The organism is Klebsiella sp. 4_1_44FAA (assembly GCF_000238715.1).
Taxonomy (GTDB): Bacteria; Pseudomonadota; Gammaproteobacteria; order Enterobacterales; family Enterobacteriaceae; genus Klebsiella; species Klebsiella pneumoniae.
On record NZ_JH414801.1, the window covers coordinates 425,144 to 444,307 of the forward strand.

The 19,164-nt window shown below is 56.6% G+C and carries 19 protein-coding genes, 1 pseudogene and 1 other annotated feature; of the genes and pseudogenes, 2 read left to right on the forward strand and 18 right to left on the reverse strand.

The features are described 5' to 3' along the window. The 5 genes from HMPREF1024_RS10775 to HMPREF1024_RS10755 all read right to left on the reverse strand — a co-directional run bounded on the left by HMPREF1024_RS10775 (window position 1) and on the right by HMPREF1024_RS10755 (window position 4,240). Complete coding sequence (locus HMPREF1024_RS10775; protein WP_002923302.1) at window positions 1–423, reverse strand: hypothetical protein; 423 nt, start codon at window positions 421–423, stop codon at window positions 1–3. Between the two features lie 74 nt (window positions 424–497). Then, window positions 498–860: a DUF202 domain-containing protein gene (locus tag HMPREF1024_RS10770; protein WP_002923304.1), complete on the reverse strand. Its 363-nt coding sequence runs from the start codon at window positions 858–860 to the stop codon at window positions 498–500. Beyond that, entirely contained in the window at window positions 850–1,197 is a 348-nt protein-coding gene (locus HMPREF1024_RS10765; protein ID WP_002923305.1) for a YidH family protein, read from the reverse strand. The genes HMPREF1024_RS10770 and HMPREF1024_RS10765 overlap by 11 nt, the downstream gene beginning before the upstream one ends. A gap of 101 nt (window positions 1,198–1,298) precedes the next feature. Next, window positions 1,299–2,621 carry a 6-phospho-alpha-glucosidase gene (locus HMPREF1024_RS10760; RefSeq protein WP_009308836.1) on the reverse strand — a complete coding sequence of 441 codons (1,323 nt, stop codon included), beginning with the start codon at window positions 2,619–2,621 and terminating at the stop codon, window positions 1,299–1,301. Then, complete coding sequence (locus tag HMPREF1024_RS10755; protein WP_002923307.1) at window positions 2,618–4,240, reverse strand: alpha-glucoside-specific PTS transporter subunit IIBC; 1,623 nt, start codon at window positions 4,238–4,240, stop codon at window positions 2,618–2,620. The genes HMPREF1024_RS10760 and HMPREF1024_RS10755 overlap by 4 nt, the downstream gene beginning before the upstream one ends. 298 nt (window positions 4,241–4,538) lie before the next feature. On the opposite strand from HMPREF1024_RS10755, the gene HMPREF1024_RS10750 reads away from it, so the two are divergent. Next, complete coding sequence (locus HMPREF1024_RS10750) at window positions 4,539–5,261, forward strand: GntR family transcriptional regulator (RefSeq protein WP_004151520.1); 723 nt, start codon at window positions 4,539–4,541, stop codon at window positions 5,259–5,261. On the opposite strand, the gene HMPREF1024_RS10745 is transcribed toward HMPREF1024_RS10750, so the two are convergent. The 4 genes from HMPREF1024_RS10745 to ibpA form a co-directional block, all read right to left on the reverse strand. After that, window positions 5,253–6,914: a putative transporter gene (locus HMPREF1024_RS10745; protein WP_004187999.1), complete on the reverse strand. Its 1,662-nt coding sequence runs from the start codon at window positions 6,912–6,914 to the stop codon at window positions 5,253–5,255. The genes HMPREF1024_RS10750 and HMPREF1024_RS10745 overlap by 9 nt on opposite strands. A gap of 101 nt (window positions 6,915–7,015) precedes the next feature. Beyond that, window positions 7,016–7,840: a DNA damage-inducible protein D gene (gene dinD / locus HMPREF1024_RS10740; RefSeq protein ID WP_009308837.1), complete on the reverse strand. Its 825-nt coding sequence runs from the start codon at window positions 7,838–7,840 to the stop codon at window positions 7,016–7,018. 136 nt (window positions 7,841–7,976) lie between these two features. Then, window positions 7,977–8,405 (reverse strand): small heat shock chaperone IbpB, encoded by a 429-nt coding sequence (gene ibpB, locus HMPREF1024_RS10735; protein WP_004145074.1) that lies wholly within the window; start codon window positions 8,403–8,405, stop codon window positions 7,977–7,979. Between the two features lie 116 nt (window positions 8,406–8,521). Beyond that, window positions 8,522–8,935 carry a small heat shock chaperone IbpA gene (ibpA, locus tag HMPREF1024_RS10730; protein WP_004151523.1) on the reverse strand — a complete coding sequence of 138 codons (414 nt, stop codon included), beginning with the start codon at window positions 8,933–8,935 and terminating at the stop codon, window positions 8,522–8,524. Then, window positions 8,929–9,004: a sequence feature (ROSE (Repression Of Heat Shock gene Expression) occurs in the 5'-region of heat shock genes and acts as an RNA thermometer to modulate expression.), on the reverse strand. Its footprint overlaps the gene before it by 7 nt. 245 nt (window positions 9,005–9,249) lie before the next feature. Between ibpA and HMPREF1024_RS10725 the strand changes: the two genes are divergently transcribed. Then, window positions 9,250–9,582, forward strand: coding sequence for a YceK/YidQ family lipoprotein (locus HMPREF1024_RS10725; RefSeq protein WP_004151524.1), 333 nt, complete (start codon window positions 9,250–9,252; stop codon window positions 9,580–9,582). A gap of 1 nt (window position 9,583) precedes the next feature. On the opposite strand, the gene HMPREF1024_RS10720 is transcribed toward HMPREF1024_RS10725, so the two are convergent. The 9 genes and pseudogenes from HMPREF1024_RS10720 to yidA form a co-directional block, all read right to left on the reverse strand. Then, window positions 9,584–10,816 carry a DUF3748 domain-containing protein gene (locus HMPREF1024_RS10720; protein ID WP_009308838.1) on the reverse strand — a complete coding sequence of 411 codons (1,233 nt, stop codon included), beginning with the start codon at window positions 10,814–10,816 and terminating at the stop codon, window positions 9,584–9,586. Window positions 10,817–10,867: 51 nt separating this feature from the next. Continuing rightward, window positions 10,868–12,206: pseudogene (locus HMPREF1024_RS0126705) on the reverse strand (MFS transporter). A 177-nt stretch (window positions 12,207–12,383) separates the two neighbouring features. Further along, window positions 12,384–13,532: a galactonate dehydratase gene (dgoD, locus tag HMPREF1024_RS10715; RefSeq protein ID WP_004150286.1), complete on the reverse strand. Its 1,149-nt coding sequence runs from the start codon at window positions 13,530–13,532 to the stop codon at window positions 12,384–12,386. Further along, window positions 13,529–14,146 carry a 2-dehydro-3-deoxy-6-phosphogalactonate aldolase gene (locus HMPREF1024_RS10710; RefSeq protein ID WP_004187992.1) on the reverse strand — a complete coding sequence of 206 codons (618 nt, stop codon included), beginning with the start codon at window positions 14,144–14,146 and terminating at the stop codon, window positions 13,529–13,531. The genes dgoD and HMPREF1024_RS10710 overlap by 4 nt, the downstream gene beginning before the upstream one ends. Continuing rightward, complete coding sequence (locus HMPREF1024_RS10705) at window positions 14,130–15,008, reverse strand: 2-dehydro-3-deoxygalactonokinase (RefSeq protein ID WP_004145083.1); 879 nt, start codon at window positions 15,006–15,008, stop codon at window positions 14,130–14,132. The genes HMPREF1024_RS10710 and HMPREF1024_RS10705 overlap by 17 nt, the downstream gene beginning before the upstream one ends. Continuing rightward, complete coding sequence (gene dgoR / locus HMPREF1024_RS10700) at window positions 15,005–15,694, reverse strand: D-galactonate utilization transcriptional regulator DgoR (RefSeq protein ID WP_004145084.1); 690 nt, start codon at window positions 15,692–15,694, stop codon at window positions 15,005–15,007. Before dgoR ends, HMPREF1024_RS10705 begins: the two co-directional genes overlap by 4 nt. Before the next feature lie 229 nt (window positions 15,695–15,923). Next, window positions 15,924–17,057 (reverse strand): BamA/TamA family outer membrane protein, encoded by a 1,134-nt coding sequence (locus HMPREF1024_RS10695; RefSeq protein WP_009308840.1) that lies wholly within the window; start codon window positions 17,055–17,057, stop codon window positions 15,924–15,926. Then, window positions 17,054–18,136, reverse strand: coding sequence for a hypothetical protein (locus HMPREF1024_RS10690; protein ID WP_009485044.1), 1,083 nt, complete (start codon window positions 18,134–18,136; stop codon window positions 17,054–17,056). The genes HMPREF1024_RS10695 and HMPREF1024_RS10690 overlap by 4 nt, the downstream gene beginning before the upstream one ends. Window positions 18,137–18,285: 149 nt before the next feature. Then, the gene (gene yidA, locus HMPREF1024_RS10685) at window positions 18,286–19,098 is read right to left on the reverse strand and encodes a sugar-phosphatase (RefSeq protein ID WP_004151530.1); all 813 of its coding nucleotides are present in this window, start codon (window positions 19,096–19,098) and stop codon (window positions 18,286–18,288) included. Window positions 19,099–19,164 lie beyond the last annotated feature (66 nt).

The window sequence follows — 19,164 nt, forward strand, 5'->3', positions numbered from 1 at the left end:
TTAGCGCAGCAGCGGCATCAGCGCCTCTGGCGGCCGCTGCTGTCGCCGCAGGTCCCGCATCACTCGCATATAGGGCCCGCTAAAATCGTAGAACTGCCGGTAACCCGCGCACAGCGGGTCTTCCTGTTCGCCACAGCGGCACAGGCGCAGCCACGGGCAGCCGTAGCAGGTGCTGTTGGCCGCCGGCGCGCCTGGCTGGGTCAGCGTCTCGCCGCACCAGGCGCTCAGCGTCTCGCTAAACAGTAAAATATTGATGCGCCCAATATCTTCCCGCACCCAGCGGTGAAAGACTGCGCAGAGAAACTCTCCCCAAAGCGCGGCGTCGCCGGCCGCCAGCTGCGGAATAAAATGGATAGCGGTGAGCCCCTGTTGACGAAGCTGCGCATAGAACGCCTGCGGTTGATGGCAATGATGCGCCTCCACCACGACAGCCTGAAAGGGAGTGTCATGTTGCTGGCCGGGGGCATGAGTGAGAGGCAAATTCGCCGGACATCCTGTCATGACATATCCCTAATGAATAAAACGATCGGTTGAAGGTGAGTAACAGCAAACAGGAATGCCAGAGAAAGTACTGCGAGTGCGATCAAAAATTTGTCACGAACCGCCCGCGGCTGTAAAAAATCGCTATCGTCGACATCCATCAGATGACGACGGCGGGTATAGCCCCAGAGGATCACCGCCACAATCGCCAGTACGCCGATCGACAGCCAGAACGGCAGGCCGGCGCGGTGCCAGCTGTGCTTAATCGCCAGCGCCATCAGCGCGCCGTAGCCCAACAGGGTGCGAAACCAGGCCAGCGAGGTGCGCTCTGGCTGAAGACCGGGATCGCTTTCCCGCCGCGCCCGGCGTTTATCCGCCATACACCACCAGCAGCATCACCGCGGCCACCACCGCCAGCAGCAGAATGCTAATCACCAGCAGCGTGCGGGTATAGGGAAGGTCCTGCTTGAGGCGCATCGCCTTCTCGTTATTCAGCCAGCGCAGATAGCCATAGATGGCCATGCCGCCGGCAAAGAGACACAGCAGCAGGGCGAGAATTTCACGGATCAGCGGCGTGGCAAAGTCCGGCGCTAACTGGTCAAGGCCGACGCCGGCGGCGAGAAAACCGAGCGCCGTGCGGATCCATGCCAGAAAGGTGCGTTCGTTAGCCAGCGAAAAGCGGTAATCCGGCGCTTCGCCGAGGCGGGAGATTTTCATTACAGTTCCTTGTTCATCGCGCTGCAGGCTTCAGCATAGCGTAAATCAGGAACCGGGGAGAAGAACCGGCGCCCCGCAGGGCGCCGGTATTACAACGGGGATTAATGCAGCTCAGGCCAGTAATCTTTGTTGGCGGCAATGAGGTCGTCGAGGATCGCTTTCGCCACCGAGGCGCTCGGCACGGTTTTCGACAGGGTAATCGCCTGCCACAGCTTGTGGTAAGAGCGCTGTTCCCAGGCATCGACCACCAGTTTTTCCACTGCCACCTGCTGGCTCATCAGCCCTTTCTGGAAATGCGGGATGTCGCCGACCGTCAGCGGCTCCGGTCCGTTGTGGCCTACCAGACAAGGGATCTCCACCATCGCGTCGGCGTCAAAGTTATGGATCGCGCCATTGTTCGGCACAATCAGCAGCATCCTTTCCTGCGTGTTAAAGGCGATAGCCGTCGCCAGATCGACGATATAGGAGGCATGCTCGTCAATCTCCAGATCGCCGGCGGTGGATTTCCCGGCGGCGATGATCGCCCGGCAGGCGCTGAAGACGTTTTTCTCCCGATGATCCATCACCTCATTGGCGCGGGTGCGTTCCGGGTTGGAGTGGGCTACCACATAGTCCGGGAACAGATAATATTTCAGGTAGGTATTCGGCATGGTCTGCGGATCCAGCGCCTGCACATCTTTCGCTTTGGCAAAGGTGTCGTTCCAGCTGGCCTCGGTGTGCGGATCGTTCGAGGGCGGCACATAGCCGTATTTCGCCACATATTCGCGCAGTTTCGGCATCAAATCATTGCCGTCGAGGTCCTCAATCGAGGTCCACCAGCCAAAATGGTTGAGGCCGTAGTAGCGCACGCGCATCTGTTTACGGTCTTTGAGGCCGATAATCTGCGCCATCCGCCCTTCAATGCCGATCGGCATATCGCAGATGTTGAGGATTTTGGCGTTCGGCCGCAGACGACGAGTGGCTTCCGCCACAATCGCCGCCGGGTTGGAGTAGTTAAGCATCCAGGCGTTCGGCGAATATTTTTCCATATAATCCACCAGCTCCAGCACGCCGCCGATAGAGCGCATACCGTAGGCGATCCCGCCCGGTCCGCAGGTCTCCTGGCCCAGCACGCCGTGGCGTAGCGGGATTTTCTCATCCTGTTCACGCATCGGATATTTCCCGACGCGGATATGCGCCATGACAAAATCAACATCGGTAAACGCCGCCTGCGGATCGGTGGTATAGCTGAACTCAATCTCCGGCGCCTGCTCTTTGAGGATCACTTTGCACGCCTCGGCGATGGTCTCCTGGCGCGCGCCGTCGTTGTCATAAAATTTCAGCGACCGCAGCGGAAAACGATCCTGGTTTGCCAGCAGCATCAGGACAATGCCCGGGGTGAAGGTGCTGCCACCGCCTGCGATAACAACTGAGAATTTTTTCATGATACTGCCTCCGTCATGGTGGTATGTTCGGTCGAAAGAGAATCTTTCATCAGGTTTTCCAGCTGGTCGCGCACCTGGGGAACGTGCAGGCCGACGATGACCTGAATCCCGTTGCCGCGGCGTACTACCCCGTGGGCGCCCAGCGCTTTAAAGACGTCGTCACTTTGCGTTTTCGCCATATCGACCAACGCGATGCGCAGTCGGGTGGCGCAGTTGTTGATGCTTTCAATGTTGTCGGCGCCGCCGAGGGCCTGCAGGAAGCCAGCGGCCTGACCCAGCCGGGTCTCTGGCGCGGCGGCGGCCGTGGTTTTACCTCGTGCCGCCTGGTAATCTGCCTTGCTGTAGAGCTTGATTTCGCTCTCTTCCCTGCCAGGCGTCTTCAGGTTCAGACGCAGGATCAGGGTACGGAAGACTACGAAGTAGAGGGCGGTGAAACAGAGGCCGATGCCTATCTGAATGAACATCATCGAAGCGTGGTGATGGAACATTGGGATCCAGTTTTGCGGCAAGAATTGATCGAGCAGGCCGCCGCCGAAGTTGCCTACTACCCCGCAGATGTACATCACCGTCGCCATAGTCGCCGCCAGCACCGCGTGAACGGCGAACAGCAGCGGCGAGATGAAGAGGAAGGTGAACTCCAGCGGCTCAGTGATCCCGACCAGCATCGCGGTCAGGGTGGCGGGGATCAGCAGGCCGGCGACCTTGACGCGGTTTTCCGGCGCGGCAGTGAAGTAGAGCGCCAGCGCAATCCCCACCGAACCAAACACTTTCGAGTTACCGTGCAGGGCAAAGCCGCCCTCCGGGAACAGCGTCTTCAGCGGTTCCGTACTCTGACTGAACGCCTGCAGATGCTCTGCCCAGTAGACCTGCAGTCCGCCCTCCACCACCGCCGGGCCAAAGATGAACGGGCCATAGACGAAGTGGTGCAGGCCGGTGGGGATCAGGATGCGCTCAAGGAAGATGTAAACCCACACCCCAAGCGCCCCGGCTGAGCGCAGAAAGGCCTGCAGCGATTCAATACCCAGCTGGACCTTTGGCCAGCCGAGCAGGGTCAGCCAGGCGCAAGGGATCATCGCGAGGAAGGCGACAATGACCACAAACGATGAACCCTGAAAGATGCCGAGGAATACCGGCAGGGGTTTATCGAAATAGCGATTGTGCAGGGCCGTCACCAGACCGGAGATGACGATGGCGCCGATAATGCTGGTGTCGAGGGTTTTAATCCCGGCAATCATCGTCAGGCCGCTGCCGGCCGTGGGTTCAGCGGAAAAATCGACGCCGAAGAAGTGGCCCCAGGTCATCCCCATGGCGTTGATAAAGTAGTTCCAGGTGAGAAAGCTCACCAGCACCGCCAGACAGGCCCGGCCCTGGGCCTGTTTCGCCAGGCCGATCGGCAGACCGACGGCGAAAATCAGCGGCATATTACGAAAGACGGTCCAGCCGCCCTCCTCAATGATGTGAACGATCTGGGCAAACAGGCTGTCGGGTGCGGTCAGCGCTTCGCCGACGAACATCGGGTTGCGCAGCATGATGGCGATACCAACCACAATCCCGGCAAAAGGGAACAATAAAACCGGGGTAAACATGGCGCCGCCAAAGCGTTGTATTTGACTGAGCATTGGGAAATCCTCATGTAACAACTCGTAGGGTGAGTGGCCTTCTTTTTCTTGATTACCGGCCTGACTGGAGAATAAAAATTTGCCCGTCCGACAACATGCCGCGCCGTTGCGATTCGTGATCCCATTCATGGTTTTAATTTGGCCAAAGTTGTCTACTTCGATAACAAAAGTTAGACATCGATAAGTCAGGCAGCGAAATTAACTAAATGAATGTGTCTTAATTGATTGTAATTAACCTACTTTTTTAGAAAAAAGAGCACAAAGCGACATCCCCTTTTCCTGCACAAGAGGACTACTGGTGATCTACAAATCCATTGCTGACCGCCTGCGGCTGCGGCTGAATTCCGCCGACTTCGCCATCGGCAGCCCGCTACCAGGAGAGAAAAAACTGGCCGAGGAGTTCGGAGTGGCGCGCATGACTATTCGCAAAGCCATCGATCTGCTGGTGGACTGGGGATTGGTTGTGCGTCGCCACGGCTCGGGAACTTACGTGGCGCGTAAAGACGTCCATCATGAAACCAGCAATCTGACCGGCCTGGCGGAAGTGCTGCGCAAGCAGGGTAAAGAGGTGGTGAGTCAGGTGCTGGCCTTCGAGGTGATGCCCGCCCCGCCGGCCATCGCCAGTCTGCTGCGGATTAAAATTGATGAACGGATCTACTTCTCACGGCGGGTGCGCTACGTCGACGGCAAGCCGCTGATGCTGGAGGATAGCTATATGCCGGTGAAGCTGTTCCGCAACCTGTCGCTGAGTCATCTGGAAGGGTCGAAATTTGATTATATTGAGAAAGAGTGCGGGATCATCATCAGCGGGAACTATGAAACGCTGACGCCAGTGCTGGCGGACAAGCAGCTGGCGCGCTCAATGAACGTCCCGGAGCAGACGCCGCTGCTGCGTATTACCTCCCTTTCCTACAGCGACAGCGGCGAGTTTCTTAACTATTCGGTCATGTTCCGCAACGCCAGCGAGTATCAGGTGGACTATCACCTGCGCCGCGTCCAGGCGCAAAGCCCGCTAGCTTAGCCCCCAGAACAGCACGGCGAGTAGCTGCGGGGTGATAATGCGCAGGAACATCACCAGCGGATAGACGGTGGCGTAAGAGAGCGCCGCTGCGCCGCTGGTGGCGTGCAGGTTGTTGGCGAAGGCCAGCGCCGGCGGGTCAGTCATGGAGCCGGCCAGCATGCCGCACAGCGTCAGATAGTTCATTTTCGCCAGCATGCGCGCGAGGATGCCCACCGTCAGCAGCGGGATGGCGGTGATGAAAATGCCGTAAGCGATCCAGCTCAGACCATCGCCCTGGGTCAGGGTGGCGACAAAGTCACCCCCCGATTTTAGCCCGACCACCGCCAGAAACAGCACTATCCCCAGCTCGCGCAGCGCCAGGTTGGCGCTCGGCGGCATAAACCAGTACAGCTTGCCGATACTGCCGATACGCCCAAGGATCAGCGCCATAATCAGCGGCCCACCGGCCAGTCCCAGCTTCAATGCGGCAGGGAAGCCGGGAATAAACAACGGGATAGATCCCAGCAGTACCCCGAGTCCGATGCCGATAAACACCGGCAGCATCTGGACCTGCTGCAGCTTCTGCTGAGCGTTACCCAGTTCGGCGGCCACGGCGTCAATTGCCTCCGGACGGCCGACCAGGTTGAGGATGTCACCAAACTGCAGGCTGGCGCTGCTGCTGGCTACCAGCTCGACGCCTGCCCGGTTAAGCCGGGAGATCACTACGTCATAGCGCTGTTTGACGTGCAGATCGCGTATTTTCTTCCCCAGCACTTTTTCGTTAGTGACCACCACCCGCTCCACTTTCAGATCGGTGCCGCGCGTCGACAGCGAGGTCGCCACCTCCTGGCCTATCACCAGCTGCGCATTGTGCAAATCCTCAGGTCGCCCCACCAGGTGCAGCAGGTCGCCAGCCTGGATAAGGGTGCCCGGCGCAGGCACCATCAACAGCTCACCGCGTTTCAGCCGCGAACAGACGATGTTGTCGTTGTTGAGCATCGGCACATCCTGAATCGCCATCTGGTTGAGGTTGGGGTTCTCTACCCGCACGTTAATGGTGTGCAAATGAGCGTGGCCGTTGCCGCTGCTCTCCTCAAACCGCTGGGCCTCTTTCTCGATATTGATGCGAAAGAACAGACGCACCAGCCACATGGTCAGCAGAATGCCGCAGATGCCGAACGGATACGCCATCGCGTAGCTCATCCCCATTTGATCGACCACCTCGAACGGTACGCCGAGATCGCGCAGAATTTGCTGCCCGGCCCCCAGCGCCGGCGTGTTGGTCACCGCACCGGAGAAGATACCGAGCACCACCGGGAGAGGAATATTGAACAGCTTATGCAGCACCGCGGTCACCAGGCCGCCGAGGATAACGATAAGGATAGCGAACAGATTGAGCCGCAGGCCTGAGACCCGCAGCGAGGCGAAAAAGCCCGGCCCCACCTGAATACCGATGGTGTAGACGAACAGGATCAAGCCGAATTCCTGAATAAAATGCAGCATCGGGCTGCTGAGGGCGACGCCCGCCTGATCGACAAAGTGGCCGACGATAATGCCGCCAAATAACACGCCGCCAATACCAAAGCCAACGCCGCGGATTTTGACATTGCCGATCCACAACCCAACCACCGCCACCAGCGCCAGCACGCTGACCGTCAATGCTATCTCACTCATGGTACCGTCCCTGTGAATAACATTATTATTAACAGGGATTATGACCGCGGCCAGGCGGATTGTATGCTGCCTGGCGCACAATAATCATGGAGTAAGATACGCTACTCAGGCGCGTTCTTATTTTTCGCTGCGATAGTGAGTTGCTGAATACTTTTCTCCGGGGAAGGAAGTGCTTCAGGCATAGTGCCACCCAGGTCTTTAATAGTCTGGCGTACTTTTTGCCCTACGTCATAATGCGTTTTGTTGGCGAGTTGCTTCGAATCAACCGCGTCCCGACGTAGTTTTTCTTCCGTTTGGGTAGCACGAAACAGGTTGGCCGCGAGCTCAGTCGATCCCATATAGTCGAGTATTTTTTGGCTTTTCTTTAGGCCCTTACGCTCATGGATTGCTTTTTGGTCAAGACCACCATAGAGACCTTTATAACCATGGTTTTGAAAGACAGCAAAATCAAGAGTCGTCTCAACACCAGCACGTTGGGCCGTTTCAACCAGATGTTTATTATGCTCTTTGAGCTCATTGCGCAGGAACAGTCGCTTTTCATCCTCTCGTAGAGACTTAAATATTTGATCATCTTGCAATTCCTGGCGCCGGGTTTGCAAGGCAAAGTACGTTTGCCCCGCAGCAATCACCGGTTTCGACGGATCGCCATTTTGCACTACCAGATAGCAGGCGTAGCGTGAGAGGTGGAAATCTTCAAGATTCCTGCTGGCGCCAGAACCTAATTCGACCATTTTGTTGGTTTCAACAAAATGGTCTGCCGAGGGATGACCACTCGCCTCACATGAAATTATCGCTTTTGCAATGACCTTATAAAAATTCCGCCACTCTTTATAGTCAAGCAGGGGACCAAGGTTGCGGGCAGACCAATACTCCCGCCCCGCCTCATCGCTCTTTCTAATCGCTTCAAATGGCTGCTGTTCGTTCATAACGTATCCTTGTTTGAGTGAGTCCCAAAGTATGATTGTTTTTTAAACTGAAACACCCGTTGCAGCAAGGAAGTTTATTGTGCTCTCGCACACAAAAAAGCCCCGAAAATCGGGGCTTTATAAGTTATTCGCTTAATTAACTATTTAATGCCGGTCGTTCGCTGATGGCGATACGCTGCGGGGCGATCTGCTCAGGCTCATTGCGGGTCAGATCGATATGCAGCAGGCCATTGGTGAAGGTCGCGCCAGAGACCTCCATGTTGTCGGCGAGGGTGAAGCTCAGGCTGAAGGCCTGGCTCACCAACCCCTGGTGCAGCCATGTGGTCTCTTTTTCCGGCTGCTGCGGCGTGCCTTTCACCACCAGACGGGTGCCTTCCAGTTGAATATCCAGATCTTCCTGACGGAAACCGGCCAGCGCAAGGGTAATGCGGTAGTGGTTATCGTCGCTTTTTTCGATGTTATAGGGCGGGAAGCTTTGGCTTTCACCGGCGGTTTGCAGGGCGCTGGCCAGTTTGTCAAAACCGATCCACTGACGCAGCAGGGGGGATAAATCGTAGTTACGCATACTGTTTTCTCCTTCTAAGAAGCGAGTGAATACCTGCGAATTCTGTAAATTCGCATCTGCTCCCTGACGGCGAGCAGGTTGTTACATCAGGCCGCCACGCGGCCTGAAACGGACAATTAGTTGATTTCGATGCGGCGCGGCTTGTTCGCTTCCGGGATCACCCGTTCCAGATCGATATACAGCAGGCCGTTCACCAGATTGGCGCCGCGGACGTGAATGTTTTCCGCCAGCTGGAATTTGCGCTCGAAGTTGCGCTCGGCGATCCCCTGATACAGGTAGGTCCGCTCTTTCTGCTCGGCGGCGTGGGCGCCTTTGACGATCAGCAGATTGTCCTGGGCAGTGATCTCCAGCTCGCTTTCAGCAAAGCCAGCCACCGCGATAGCGATGCGATAGTGGTTTTCGTCTACCAGCTCGACGTTATACGGAGGGTAGCCGCCGTTGCTCTGGCTTTGATTGTTTTCCAGTAGGTTGAACAGGCGGTCGAAACCAATGGCTGAACGATATAGCGGGGAAAGATCGAAGTTACGCATAGTAAATAGCTCCTGAAAATCAGCGAGAATCAAATGACCTTCCATCGTGGACAGGCCGCGGTAATCCGGAATACCCCTCAGGCGTATTCTCAGTGGGTTACACCTATAAAATGGGTTTCTCCCCGTCCTTTTCAAGGGATTGAGGGCAATTTTTTTTGCAGTTTATCGATGATTGCTTAGACTGGGTGGAGGAGCACAAAAAGCAAAGTGCGATGCCCGCCACAGTGCGGCGCAATAACACTATGCATTCACGGGATGGCCCGATATAACCGCTGAAAGGTTATCTCAACGCCCGAAACGACAATGGAAGAACAATGAAAAGCAGACGACTGTTAAAGCTGGTCCTGTTCAGCGGGATAATAAGCCTGAGCGGTTGCTCCAGCGTAATGTCACATACCGGTGGCAAAGAGGGAACCTATCCGGGCACGCGATCCAGTGCGCAAACGCTGGGGGACAGCGATACCAACTGGGGTGTGAAATCGCTGGTGGCGCTGGACATGCCGTTCACCGCCGTCATGGATACCCTGCTGCTGCCGTGGGATATGTTCCGCACCGACAGCTCAATCAAATCTCGGGTCGAAAAGAGCGAGAAGGCTACGCTGGCGACCAACTCGGTGATCCCGCCAGCGCCGATGCCTGCCCAGTAAGTTATCGTCCGGTCTGCGTAAGCCACAGCTGACGATAACCGTCCACCTCCTCCATCCAGGCAATCTGTTTACCGTCTGGCGAAAAGACGATCGCGTCCGCCGAGGGCGCATGCGCATGCGCATGCGTATCGGTTAAAAAGGTGATATCTCCCGTACCGGCATGGCAGCAGGCAATCCGATCCTCCAGCGCAAAACCCAGCCACTCTCCCGACGGATGCCAGTTAAACGCCGACTGGATACCCGACGCGTGATGCGTCAACTGCCGCGGCTCGCCCCCCTGCGGGGAAATAAGCCACAGCTGCACTACGCCGGCGTCGTCGCGCATCAGAAAGGCTATCGCCGTCGCCTGGGGATTGGCGCGCACCCAGTGGCGCGGGACGTTCACCAGTCCCGGGTAGCGGCGATGGTGGGTGAAGGTCAAACGACGCTGGCTGACGCCCGCCGGCGGCGCCGGCATTGTGGTTGCGGTACCGGCCAGCGGCGCCCCGCCAGGCTGCTTCCAGCCGGCTTCATCCTGCGGCAGATCGACAATAAACAGCTCAGGCACTTTATCGCCATTTTCCGCCAGCGTATCGCCAATAAACGCCAGAGTATGGTTCCCGACCCAGCCCTCCTCATAGGCGCGATTAATCTCATCGCTGCCCGGCGCGGGTGCCGGCGTCGTGCGGCTTACCAGCACGCACCAGTGGCTGCCGCCATATTCGCGCGGATGCTGTCCCTGCGGCGTCACCGGTCCATAGGGCGCCGCCACGCCGACGTTGCGCAGATCCAGCGCCGGATCGCGCTCGTGCAGCACGTGATCGTTGTAGGTAAAACTGACAAACTGACCGTTGGGGCTATAGACATGGACGTGGCTGCCGCCGCGCAGCGCGCCGGGCGTGTAGGGGGGGGTAATGTCCATGGCGTCCAGATTCTCGACAGCCCCCTGAAAGGCCACCACCCCGCGGCGATGATGAAAATCATACTGCCACTGCGCATCCGGCCGCTCGGGGCCATGAATAAACACATAGCGCTCCTGGGTTGGATGCACGGTTACCACGCCCACGTGCGCGCCCTGCGTGGCACGATAAATGGTCTCCACAGTACCGCTGTTTACGTTCACTCGCTCAATGGTTTCGCCGGTAAACGATGCGCCGGACGGACGAACGTCGAATACCAGCCACTGGCTGTCGGGAGTCCAGGTATTAATATTGGTAAGCTGGTGATGACGGGGAGCAAAAGTGACTTGTTTCATGACGATACCCTGATGCGAGACTTACGCATCAGGGTAGCGTATCGCAAAAAATTAGCCTACACGTTTCACATCGCCGACCAGCAGGATATAAGACAGCGCGCCTATTAACGCCACCACGGAGATATAAACCAGCGCCGGGCCAAAGCCGTAATCCTGCGCCAGATAGCCAATCACCAGCGGGACGGTGATGCCGCCCAGGCCGCCAACAAAGTTAAACACCCCGCCGGTCAGGCCGATCAGGCGCATCGGCGCCAGGGAGGAGACCAGCGACCAGGTGATAGACGCAAAACCGTTACCGAAGAACGCCAGCGCCATCAGCGCCATGATCCAGATGGGGTCGTTGGTGTAGTTTGCCCCCATGATGCAGGTGGAGATCAACAGTCCACAGATGATCGGCGTTTTGCGCGCCACGCCCAGCGAGTAGCCTTTTTTCACCAGCTTATCCGCCAGCCAACCAGACAGCAGGACGCCAAAAAACGCGGCGAGGAAGGGCACCGTGGTCATAAAGCCGGCCTTCAGCGCGGTGATGCCTTTTTCCTGGGTTAAGTAGTTCGGAAACCAGGTCAGGAAGAACCACAGCGTCGAGGTTACCGCGAACTGTCCAAGGTAAACGCCAACCAGCTTGCGGTGAAAAACCAGCTTCCAGTCCGCTTTCGATAACGGTTGACGCGCCTCTTTCTTCAGCGGCGCATCGCCATCCACCAGGCCGCCGCCGTCGCGGATATAGTCGAGTTCGGCTTTACTGATGCTTTTAGTCAGGCGTGGCGGTTGATAAACCTTGAACCAGATCAGCGACCAGATAATGCCGATACCGCCGGTAACGATAAACACCCAGTGCCAGCTCAATAGCTCCTGGATCCAGATCAGCAGCGGCGTGAGGAAAGCCAAGACCCACAAATTGCCCCGAGGTATAAAACCCGACGGCGGAAGCGCGCTCGTGCTCCGGGAACCAGCTGGTCACCATGCGGTTGTTGGTCGGGAAGGCTGGCGCTTCGAAGATGCCGGTAATGGCGCGTAAACCGATAAGCGACATTAAACCGGTGGCGAAGCCTTGTAGCAACGTCGCCACCGACCAGCCAAATATAGCGATAAAGTAGGTAAGCCTGGATCCCACGCGGTCAAGGAACCAACCGCCAGGGATCTGGCAGAGGGTATACAGCCAGGCAAAGGCGGAAAATACGTAGCCCATTTCCGCTTTGCTAATACCAAACTCCTCCTGAATATGCGCCGAGGCGACGGCGAGGTTGGCACGGTCTACATAACAAATAACCACGGTAATAAAGATCATGATGAGCGTCAGATAACGGCGACGCCCGGTTTTTACAGCGGTAACTGAAATATCCATCGCAATCTGTCTCCAGATTTTGGGCATAGCGAAGCCGCTCACCATGCCCGGTAATTTACAGAGGGTGTTTTTGTTTTTTATTAATAACTATGTTGCGATGCGCTAAATAATTCGTGCTGGGGAAAGGCGGCAAATTTTCGCATCCCTGGGAGCATACAATAGTATGTGATCAGGGTAAGAAAATGCAGCCAACGCATCACCAGTGCGAAGTATGACGCGCATTTACCATTCGGCGACAGATCCATCCTCATACCGCCACAACGGATTTCGCCAGTCCGGCGCGTTTTTACTTAACTCAATCACGCGGGCCTCATCAATTTCCACGCCCAGCCCCGGCTTCATCAGAGGTTTAAAGAAGCCGCCTTCCATATTGAAATCTTCTTTGTTTTTCACAAAATCAAGCAGTTCGGCGCCTTTGTTGTAATGGATCCCCATGCTCTGCTCCTGGAAGACCGCGTTATGCGAAACGAAATCAACGTGCAGACAGGCTGCCAGCGCGATCGGCCCCAGCGGACAGTGCGGCGCCAGCCCAACGTCATAGGCTTCCGCCATGCCGGCAATTTTATAGCATTCGGTAATACCGCCTGCGTGCGACAGATCGGGTTGTAAAATAGCCACCCCGCCCGCTTCCAGGACCCGTTTAAATTCAAAGCGCGAAAACATACGTTCGCCGGCGGCAATGGGAATATGGGTTTGCGCCGCCAGCCGCGGATAATATTCCGCCTGCTCGGCTAATACCGGCTCCTCAATAAATAATGGGCGATATGGCTCCAGCTCTTTAATTAATACCTTAGCCATCGGCGCGCTAACGCGGCCGTGAAAATCGAGACCAAACTCAATTTCATTGCCAAACGCTTCACGGATTTGCGCCACGGTATTCACCGCGGCATCAACCGCGCGGGAATTATCAATGATACCCATCTCTTCGCAGCCGTTTAATTTAAAGGTGTCGAAACCAATGCCGCGCAGCTTCTTAATCCCGTCAATCACTTCGGCGGGACGGTCGCCGCCCACCCAGCTATAGGCTTTAATTTTGTCGCGCACCAGCCCGCCCATCAGTTGCCACACCGGGGCATTCAGGACCTTACCTTTAATATCCCATAGCGCCTGATCAATACCGGCGATGGCGCTCATCATAATCGGGCCGCCGCGATAAAAGCCGCCGCGGTACATTACCTGCCACAGGTCATTAATCCGCGCCGGATCCTGACCAATCAGGTAATCGCCAAATTCATGAACGGCTGCCTCCACCGTACGGGCGCGCCCTTCAATCACCGGTTCGCCCCAGCCGACGATGCCTTCATCGGTTTCAATCTTCAGGAACATCCAACGCGGAGGTAAACGGTACGTGGTGATATTGGTTATTTTCATTTCACTGCCTCTCGATACGCTTTTACGAATGCGGCTGCCTGCTGCGCGGTACGTTCAACCGACTGGCCGGCACGATAGAGATCGCTACCCAATCCTGCCCCAACACAGCCGGCATTAATCCACTGCGCCAGGTTTTCCGGCGTCACGCCGCCAACGGCAAAGACCGGAACCTCGGGCGGCAGCACGGCTTTCAACGCTTTGATGTAATCCGGGCCAAAAGCCGATGACGGGAAAATTTTTAGCGCCTGCGCACCGGCATCCAAGGCGCTGAAGGCTTCGCTGGCGGTGGCGCAGCCTGGACACACGGTCATGCCGTAACCCACCGCTCGCCGGATCACTTCCGGTTGAATGTTTGGCGTCACAATCAGCCGACAGCCCATGGCCGCCAGCCTGTCGACCTGCTCCGGTTGCAGCACGGTGCCCGCGCCGATAAGCGCCTGCTCGCCGTAAGCGTCGACGACCTGCGGAATACTTTTCTCCCACTGCGGCGAGTTCAGCGGGATTTCAACCGCGTCGAAACCGGCCTCGATAACGGCGCCAACGTGAGCCAGCGCCTCGTCTGGCGTAATACCGCGCAGGATAGCGATAAGTGGAAGGTTAGTTTGCCACTGCATAAGCGATGCTCCTTATTCCTGTCTGAAATGCCGTATCGCCCGCAACCGCGCTGACTTCGCGGCCAATGGCGGCGAATGCCTGCTGATAGCGGGATGTTAACGATGACCCAGCGACGAGACTGATCGCCTGCTGTCCGGCGAATGTGTCGCTGAGGGTGGCAACTTCAGCGCCAATCAGCAGGCCGGAAAGAAATTCGCTAACCTGCTCGCGAGGCAGCGCGCCCAGCACGTGCGAAGCGCGAACTTCAAACAGCTGCGGCAGGACGGCGGGGTTGTTGATACCGCGCTGCAGACCTGCCGCGAATGCGGCAGCGGACGTTTCCTGCGGCGGTAAGCCGGCGCCCACCAGCGAGTGCTGAAGCAACAGATGATGCAATTCACCGGTCAAAACGGTACGAAAATCGTGAATTTGCCGGCGATCGGCCAGTACCCACTTGCAGTGGGTTCCCGGCATCACGTAGACAGACGAAGGGGCTAAGGCGCGAGCGCCCAGCAGCTGCGTTTCTTCCCCACGCATGACGTTATGGTTATCGTCACGGGAAACGCAAAGTCCGGGAATTATCCAGATATTATCGCCAACGGCAGTTAACTGCTGGCCAATATCCGAGAAAGCGGCAGGAAGCGGCAAATAAGGGGCGATTTTCCAGCCCACGTTGCTGCCGACCATCCCTGCCATCACCACCGGCGTGGCGCCATCGCGCCAGTGCTGGGTGATTTCCGCTAACACCGCAGCGGGAGAGCGACCATTCAGGCGCGTTACGCCTGCTTCAGATTGCCTGCTTTCCAGGCATTCTTCGCCCTGATAAAGCCAGGCGCGTAAATTCGTCGATCCCCAATCTATTGCGATGTAGCGAGCCGTCATGTGATTTCCTTAAGCCTTCGTGTCGAGCTGGCGATCATCGTCAACGCCGCCTGCTCCGCCGCGTCGCTATCCTGATGCCGAATGGCGTCAAATAGCGCTTTATGTTCCTGGAGGGTTTTCGGCATGTTGCCTTCATCGCCCATCCAGGTCCGTTCAAATACCGCCCGCTGCAGCGAACTGATCGCCACGCTAAGCTGCTGTAAAACCGGGTTATGTACTGACTGCAGCACCGCCTCGTGGTAGCGAATATCCGCTTCGTTAAAGGCATCCCGGTTTTGGTTGTTGGCGATCATGTCATTGAGCGCCGACTCGATTTCCGCTAGATCGCTTGAGGTGGCGCGTTCCGCCGCCCAACGCGCGATGGCGGGTTCAACCAGGTTGCGCACTTCACTCATCGCGCTGATAAGACGCGGGTCATAGTCATTTTCCAGTACCCACTGCAGCACCTCGGTGTCGAGGTAGTTCCACTGGTTTCTGGGAGCGACAAACGCGCCGCGATAGCGCTTCATTTCAATCAGCCGCTTCGCCATCAGGGAACGAAACACTTCACGAATGATGTTGCGCGAGGTTTCAAACTCCTCACAGAGTTCCGCTTCGGCCGGAAGCGCCGAACCCGGGACGTATTTACCGCTGACGATCTGTTTGCCCAGCGAGATCACAATGCGATCGGTCTTATTGAGAGTCATGGAGAGTCCTTGTGCTCTATGTGTACTGCTCTACTTTACCGTCGCTGCTGAATTTCGCCTCATGTTTGTACTACTAACATGATGCTGTACGTTATCAACATGAGCGTAATGTAGTACAACATTATTGTGTTGTACTACAATTTGGATCACAAAAAGAACAATTCATGAAAACTAAAGCGCAGCGGCCCTGACAAGAGGCGATAAGAGAGAAAATTAAGGGGAGGAGGCGTTAAAACGCTTCGCCGACCTGGAAGTAAAAGCCGCTGCTGCCATTGCCGATACCGTAGTCGAGGCGAACATTAACGCGAGGTTTGAATTCAAAGCGGTAGCCAACGCCCGCCGAAGGCAGCCAGCGGCCATTATTCAGCGACGACAGTGAGGGCCCCATGGTTCCCGCCCCGGCCCAGGCGACAATCCCGTGCCGCCAGGTGAGCTGCCGGCGATATTCCAGCTGACCGCTGACGACGTTTTTATCCCGGTAGCGCCCCTGGTAGTAGCCGCGCATCCGTTCATCGCTGCCGAGCAGCGGCATCATGCTCCACGGTACCTCGCCCTGGGTGAAGGCGCCATCGGCCTCCCAGGCGAGCACGCTTTTCTCGCTCAGGGCATGATAATGGCTATAGTGCAGCTGAAATTCCTCAAAGCGGGTATCGCTACCTAATCCGGGCGCATAGTGGGTATAGCGGAGGTTGGCATACTGACCCCGGCGCGGGTTAGGGACAAAGTCGCGATCGTCCCAGTTGATATCGATGCTGGCGCCGGAGCTGAATACCGACGGCCCCTGCGGAGTGTTTTCTATCTTCGGCCGATCGTCATGGTCCATCTCATCGGCATTCTGCGCCGCCAGCGACCATCCCGCCCCGAGATAAACATGATCGATAAGCTGCCGATAAAGTGTGGGTCGCAGGGTCAGTACCTGGGCGGTATACTTCTCTTTTTCATTGTCTTTATCTCCGGCATGAAAACCCTGCCCCCAATAATAAGTGGGCGTATTGGCTATCGACCCGTCGACAAAAACGCGCCACAGATCACGATCGAAAAAGGTGTAGTTTTTCACGTTGAGGCCAAAGGCGCCGGTAGAGCTGGCGTAGCCGCTGAGCGTCAGGGTCGAGTTCTGGCTGGTGGTATCCTGCGGGTCGGGACGATACAGGCCGACGACAGCGGTGCCAATGCCCAACCCTAGTTCCGGCGTATAGAACGGACCGGGCATCACGCCCCAGTCGATGCCTTTGCTGGCGTCGAACTTATCGCTGGCGCCGAGATGCTGCAGCCAGCCGTCGATTTTCTCGCGGCTGAGCGCCTCGGCCTGGCTGCCTGTCGGGCAGACCATCAGCAGCAGAAAAGTGATAAACAGTCGGCTCAAAAGCGATACTCGCCGGCAATAAAGAAACTGTTACGTTCGGCAAAGCCAAACTCGGTAGTAATATTAAAATTCTGCGTCAGCTCGTATTGCGCGCCCACCAGAACGTTCCATGGCGACTGCAGATGCTGCTTCACATCGAAGCGACCGTTATTGTCCTGGTTGGCCAGATTAACCATATTCTGCAGCATCGGCGACGGCATCGAGAGATCGCTGAGGCTGCCTTTAAACTCCTGCTGCACATCCTGATACATGCTGCCAACCCACAGATTTAGCTTTCCGGCGGGGAGATGCAGCGCATCGACCGATGGCGTACTGAAACGATAGCCAACGCGCGGCGAAAAGGTAAGCGCATCGATGCTGCCGTCGAGGATATCAAAGCGCGTTTGCGTGTAGTTGGCGTCCAGCACGGTAAACCAATTGCCGACGCCGCCCACCAGGGTGGTGCCCATCCCGTAGGTAGTACCTTTAAAATCGAGACGAAAGTCGAGATCCTGCATCCCCGGCAGGGGCACCACTTTACCGTTCGGTCCCTTCAGGCCGACAGCTATCTGCGAAATTGAATGCCCTTCGGTGTGCCCCACCAGGCCATAAACGTTCATAAACGGCAGCAGCCAGGCATCCAGCTTGAGCGTCTCGGTTTTGCTGCTTTCCCGCGTATGACCGACGCCAATCTGGAAAGCGTTATCCAGCGAGACCGGCCCATTAGCGAAAATGTTATTCACGGCGTGCTTGCAGACAGGATCCTTACCGCAATCGATATTGCGGCCATCCAGCGACAGCCCGGTGAAGTTTATGCTGTCGACATTAATATTCTGCCGCATATCCATATAGTTAATGCTGACGCCAAACGGCAGCGGCAGGACGTAGCCGCGCTTTCTGGCCTCATCGCCTAGCAAAGGGAGTAGCGAGGACGATGCTGCGGCCGCAGGCTGGCGACTTTCTGGCGCCGGCAGATCCGCGGGCTCTGCGCCGTGATAGGCATACGCCGGTTCGAGCGGCGCCGTTGGTTCCGCGGCCGCGCAAATCTGAACAGAGGCGAATGGCAGCGTAACCAACATCAAACGGTGGTATATATTCATGAAAAGTATGATGTTAGTTCTGAGTTGCTAAAAAGAGGGCGGGTAGCTTATAGAATCCCCTGCAAGGATTGAGGGATTTAAATGCGGATTAACATCTGTTCATGAAAAAAGAGAAGACAGACCCGGCGAACGCCGGGCCGGAAAGAAGTTTACGCTAAAACGTATTTTTCAATGGCGAAGGCAACGCCATCTTCAAGGTTCGATTTGGTGATGAAGTTCGCCGCTTCTTTGACCGCAGGAATGGCGTTATCCATTGCCACGCCGACGCCGGCAAATTCAATCATCGCGATATCATTTTCCTGATCGCCAATCGCCATAATCTCTTCCGGCTTGATGCCCAGCGCATCGGCCAGCGACTTCACGCCAGTGCCTTTATTGACGCGTTTATCCAGTATTTCGAGGAAGTAAGGCGCACTTTTCAGCACGGTGTACTTCTCTTTCACTTCCGCTGGAATACGGGCGATGGCCTGGTCGAGGATTGCCGGCTCATCAATCATCATCACTTTCAGCAGCTGGATCTCAGGATCCATTTTCTCCGCTTCGCAGAACACCAGCGGAATGGTTGCCACATAGGATTCGTGGACGGTGTAGTAGCTGATATCGCGGTTCGCGGTATACAGCGTATTGCGATCCAGCGCATGGAAGTGGGAGCCGACCTCGCGGGAGAGCTGCTCAAGGAAGCGATAGTCGTCATAGCTCAGCGCGGTTTGCGCGACGGTGCTTCCGTCACCAGCCTTCTGCACCAGCGCGCCATTGTAGGTAATGCAGTAATCACCCGGCTGCTCCATATGCAGCTCTTTCAAATAGCTGTGGACGCCAGCGTAAGGGCGACCGGTGGTCAGCACCACGTTAACACCGCGCTCGCGCGCCGCGGCGATGGCGGCTTTCACCGCTGGAGAGATGGTATGGTCGGGCAGCAGCAGCGTGCCGTCCATATCGATTGCAATCAGTTTAATAGCCATAGGGTCCCCGGGTAAGATGAGTCTCCCCTCATGCTAACGCGATTCCGCTCAAAAAACAGTAAAAGT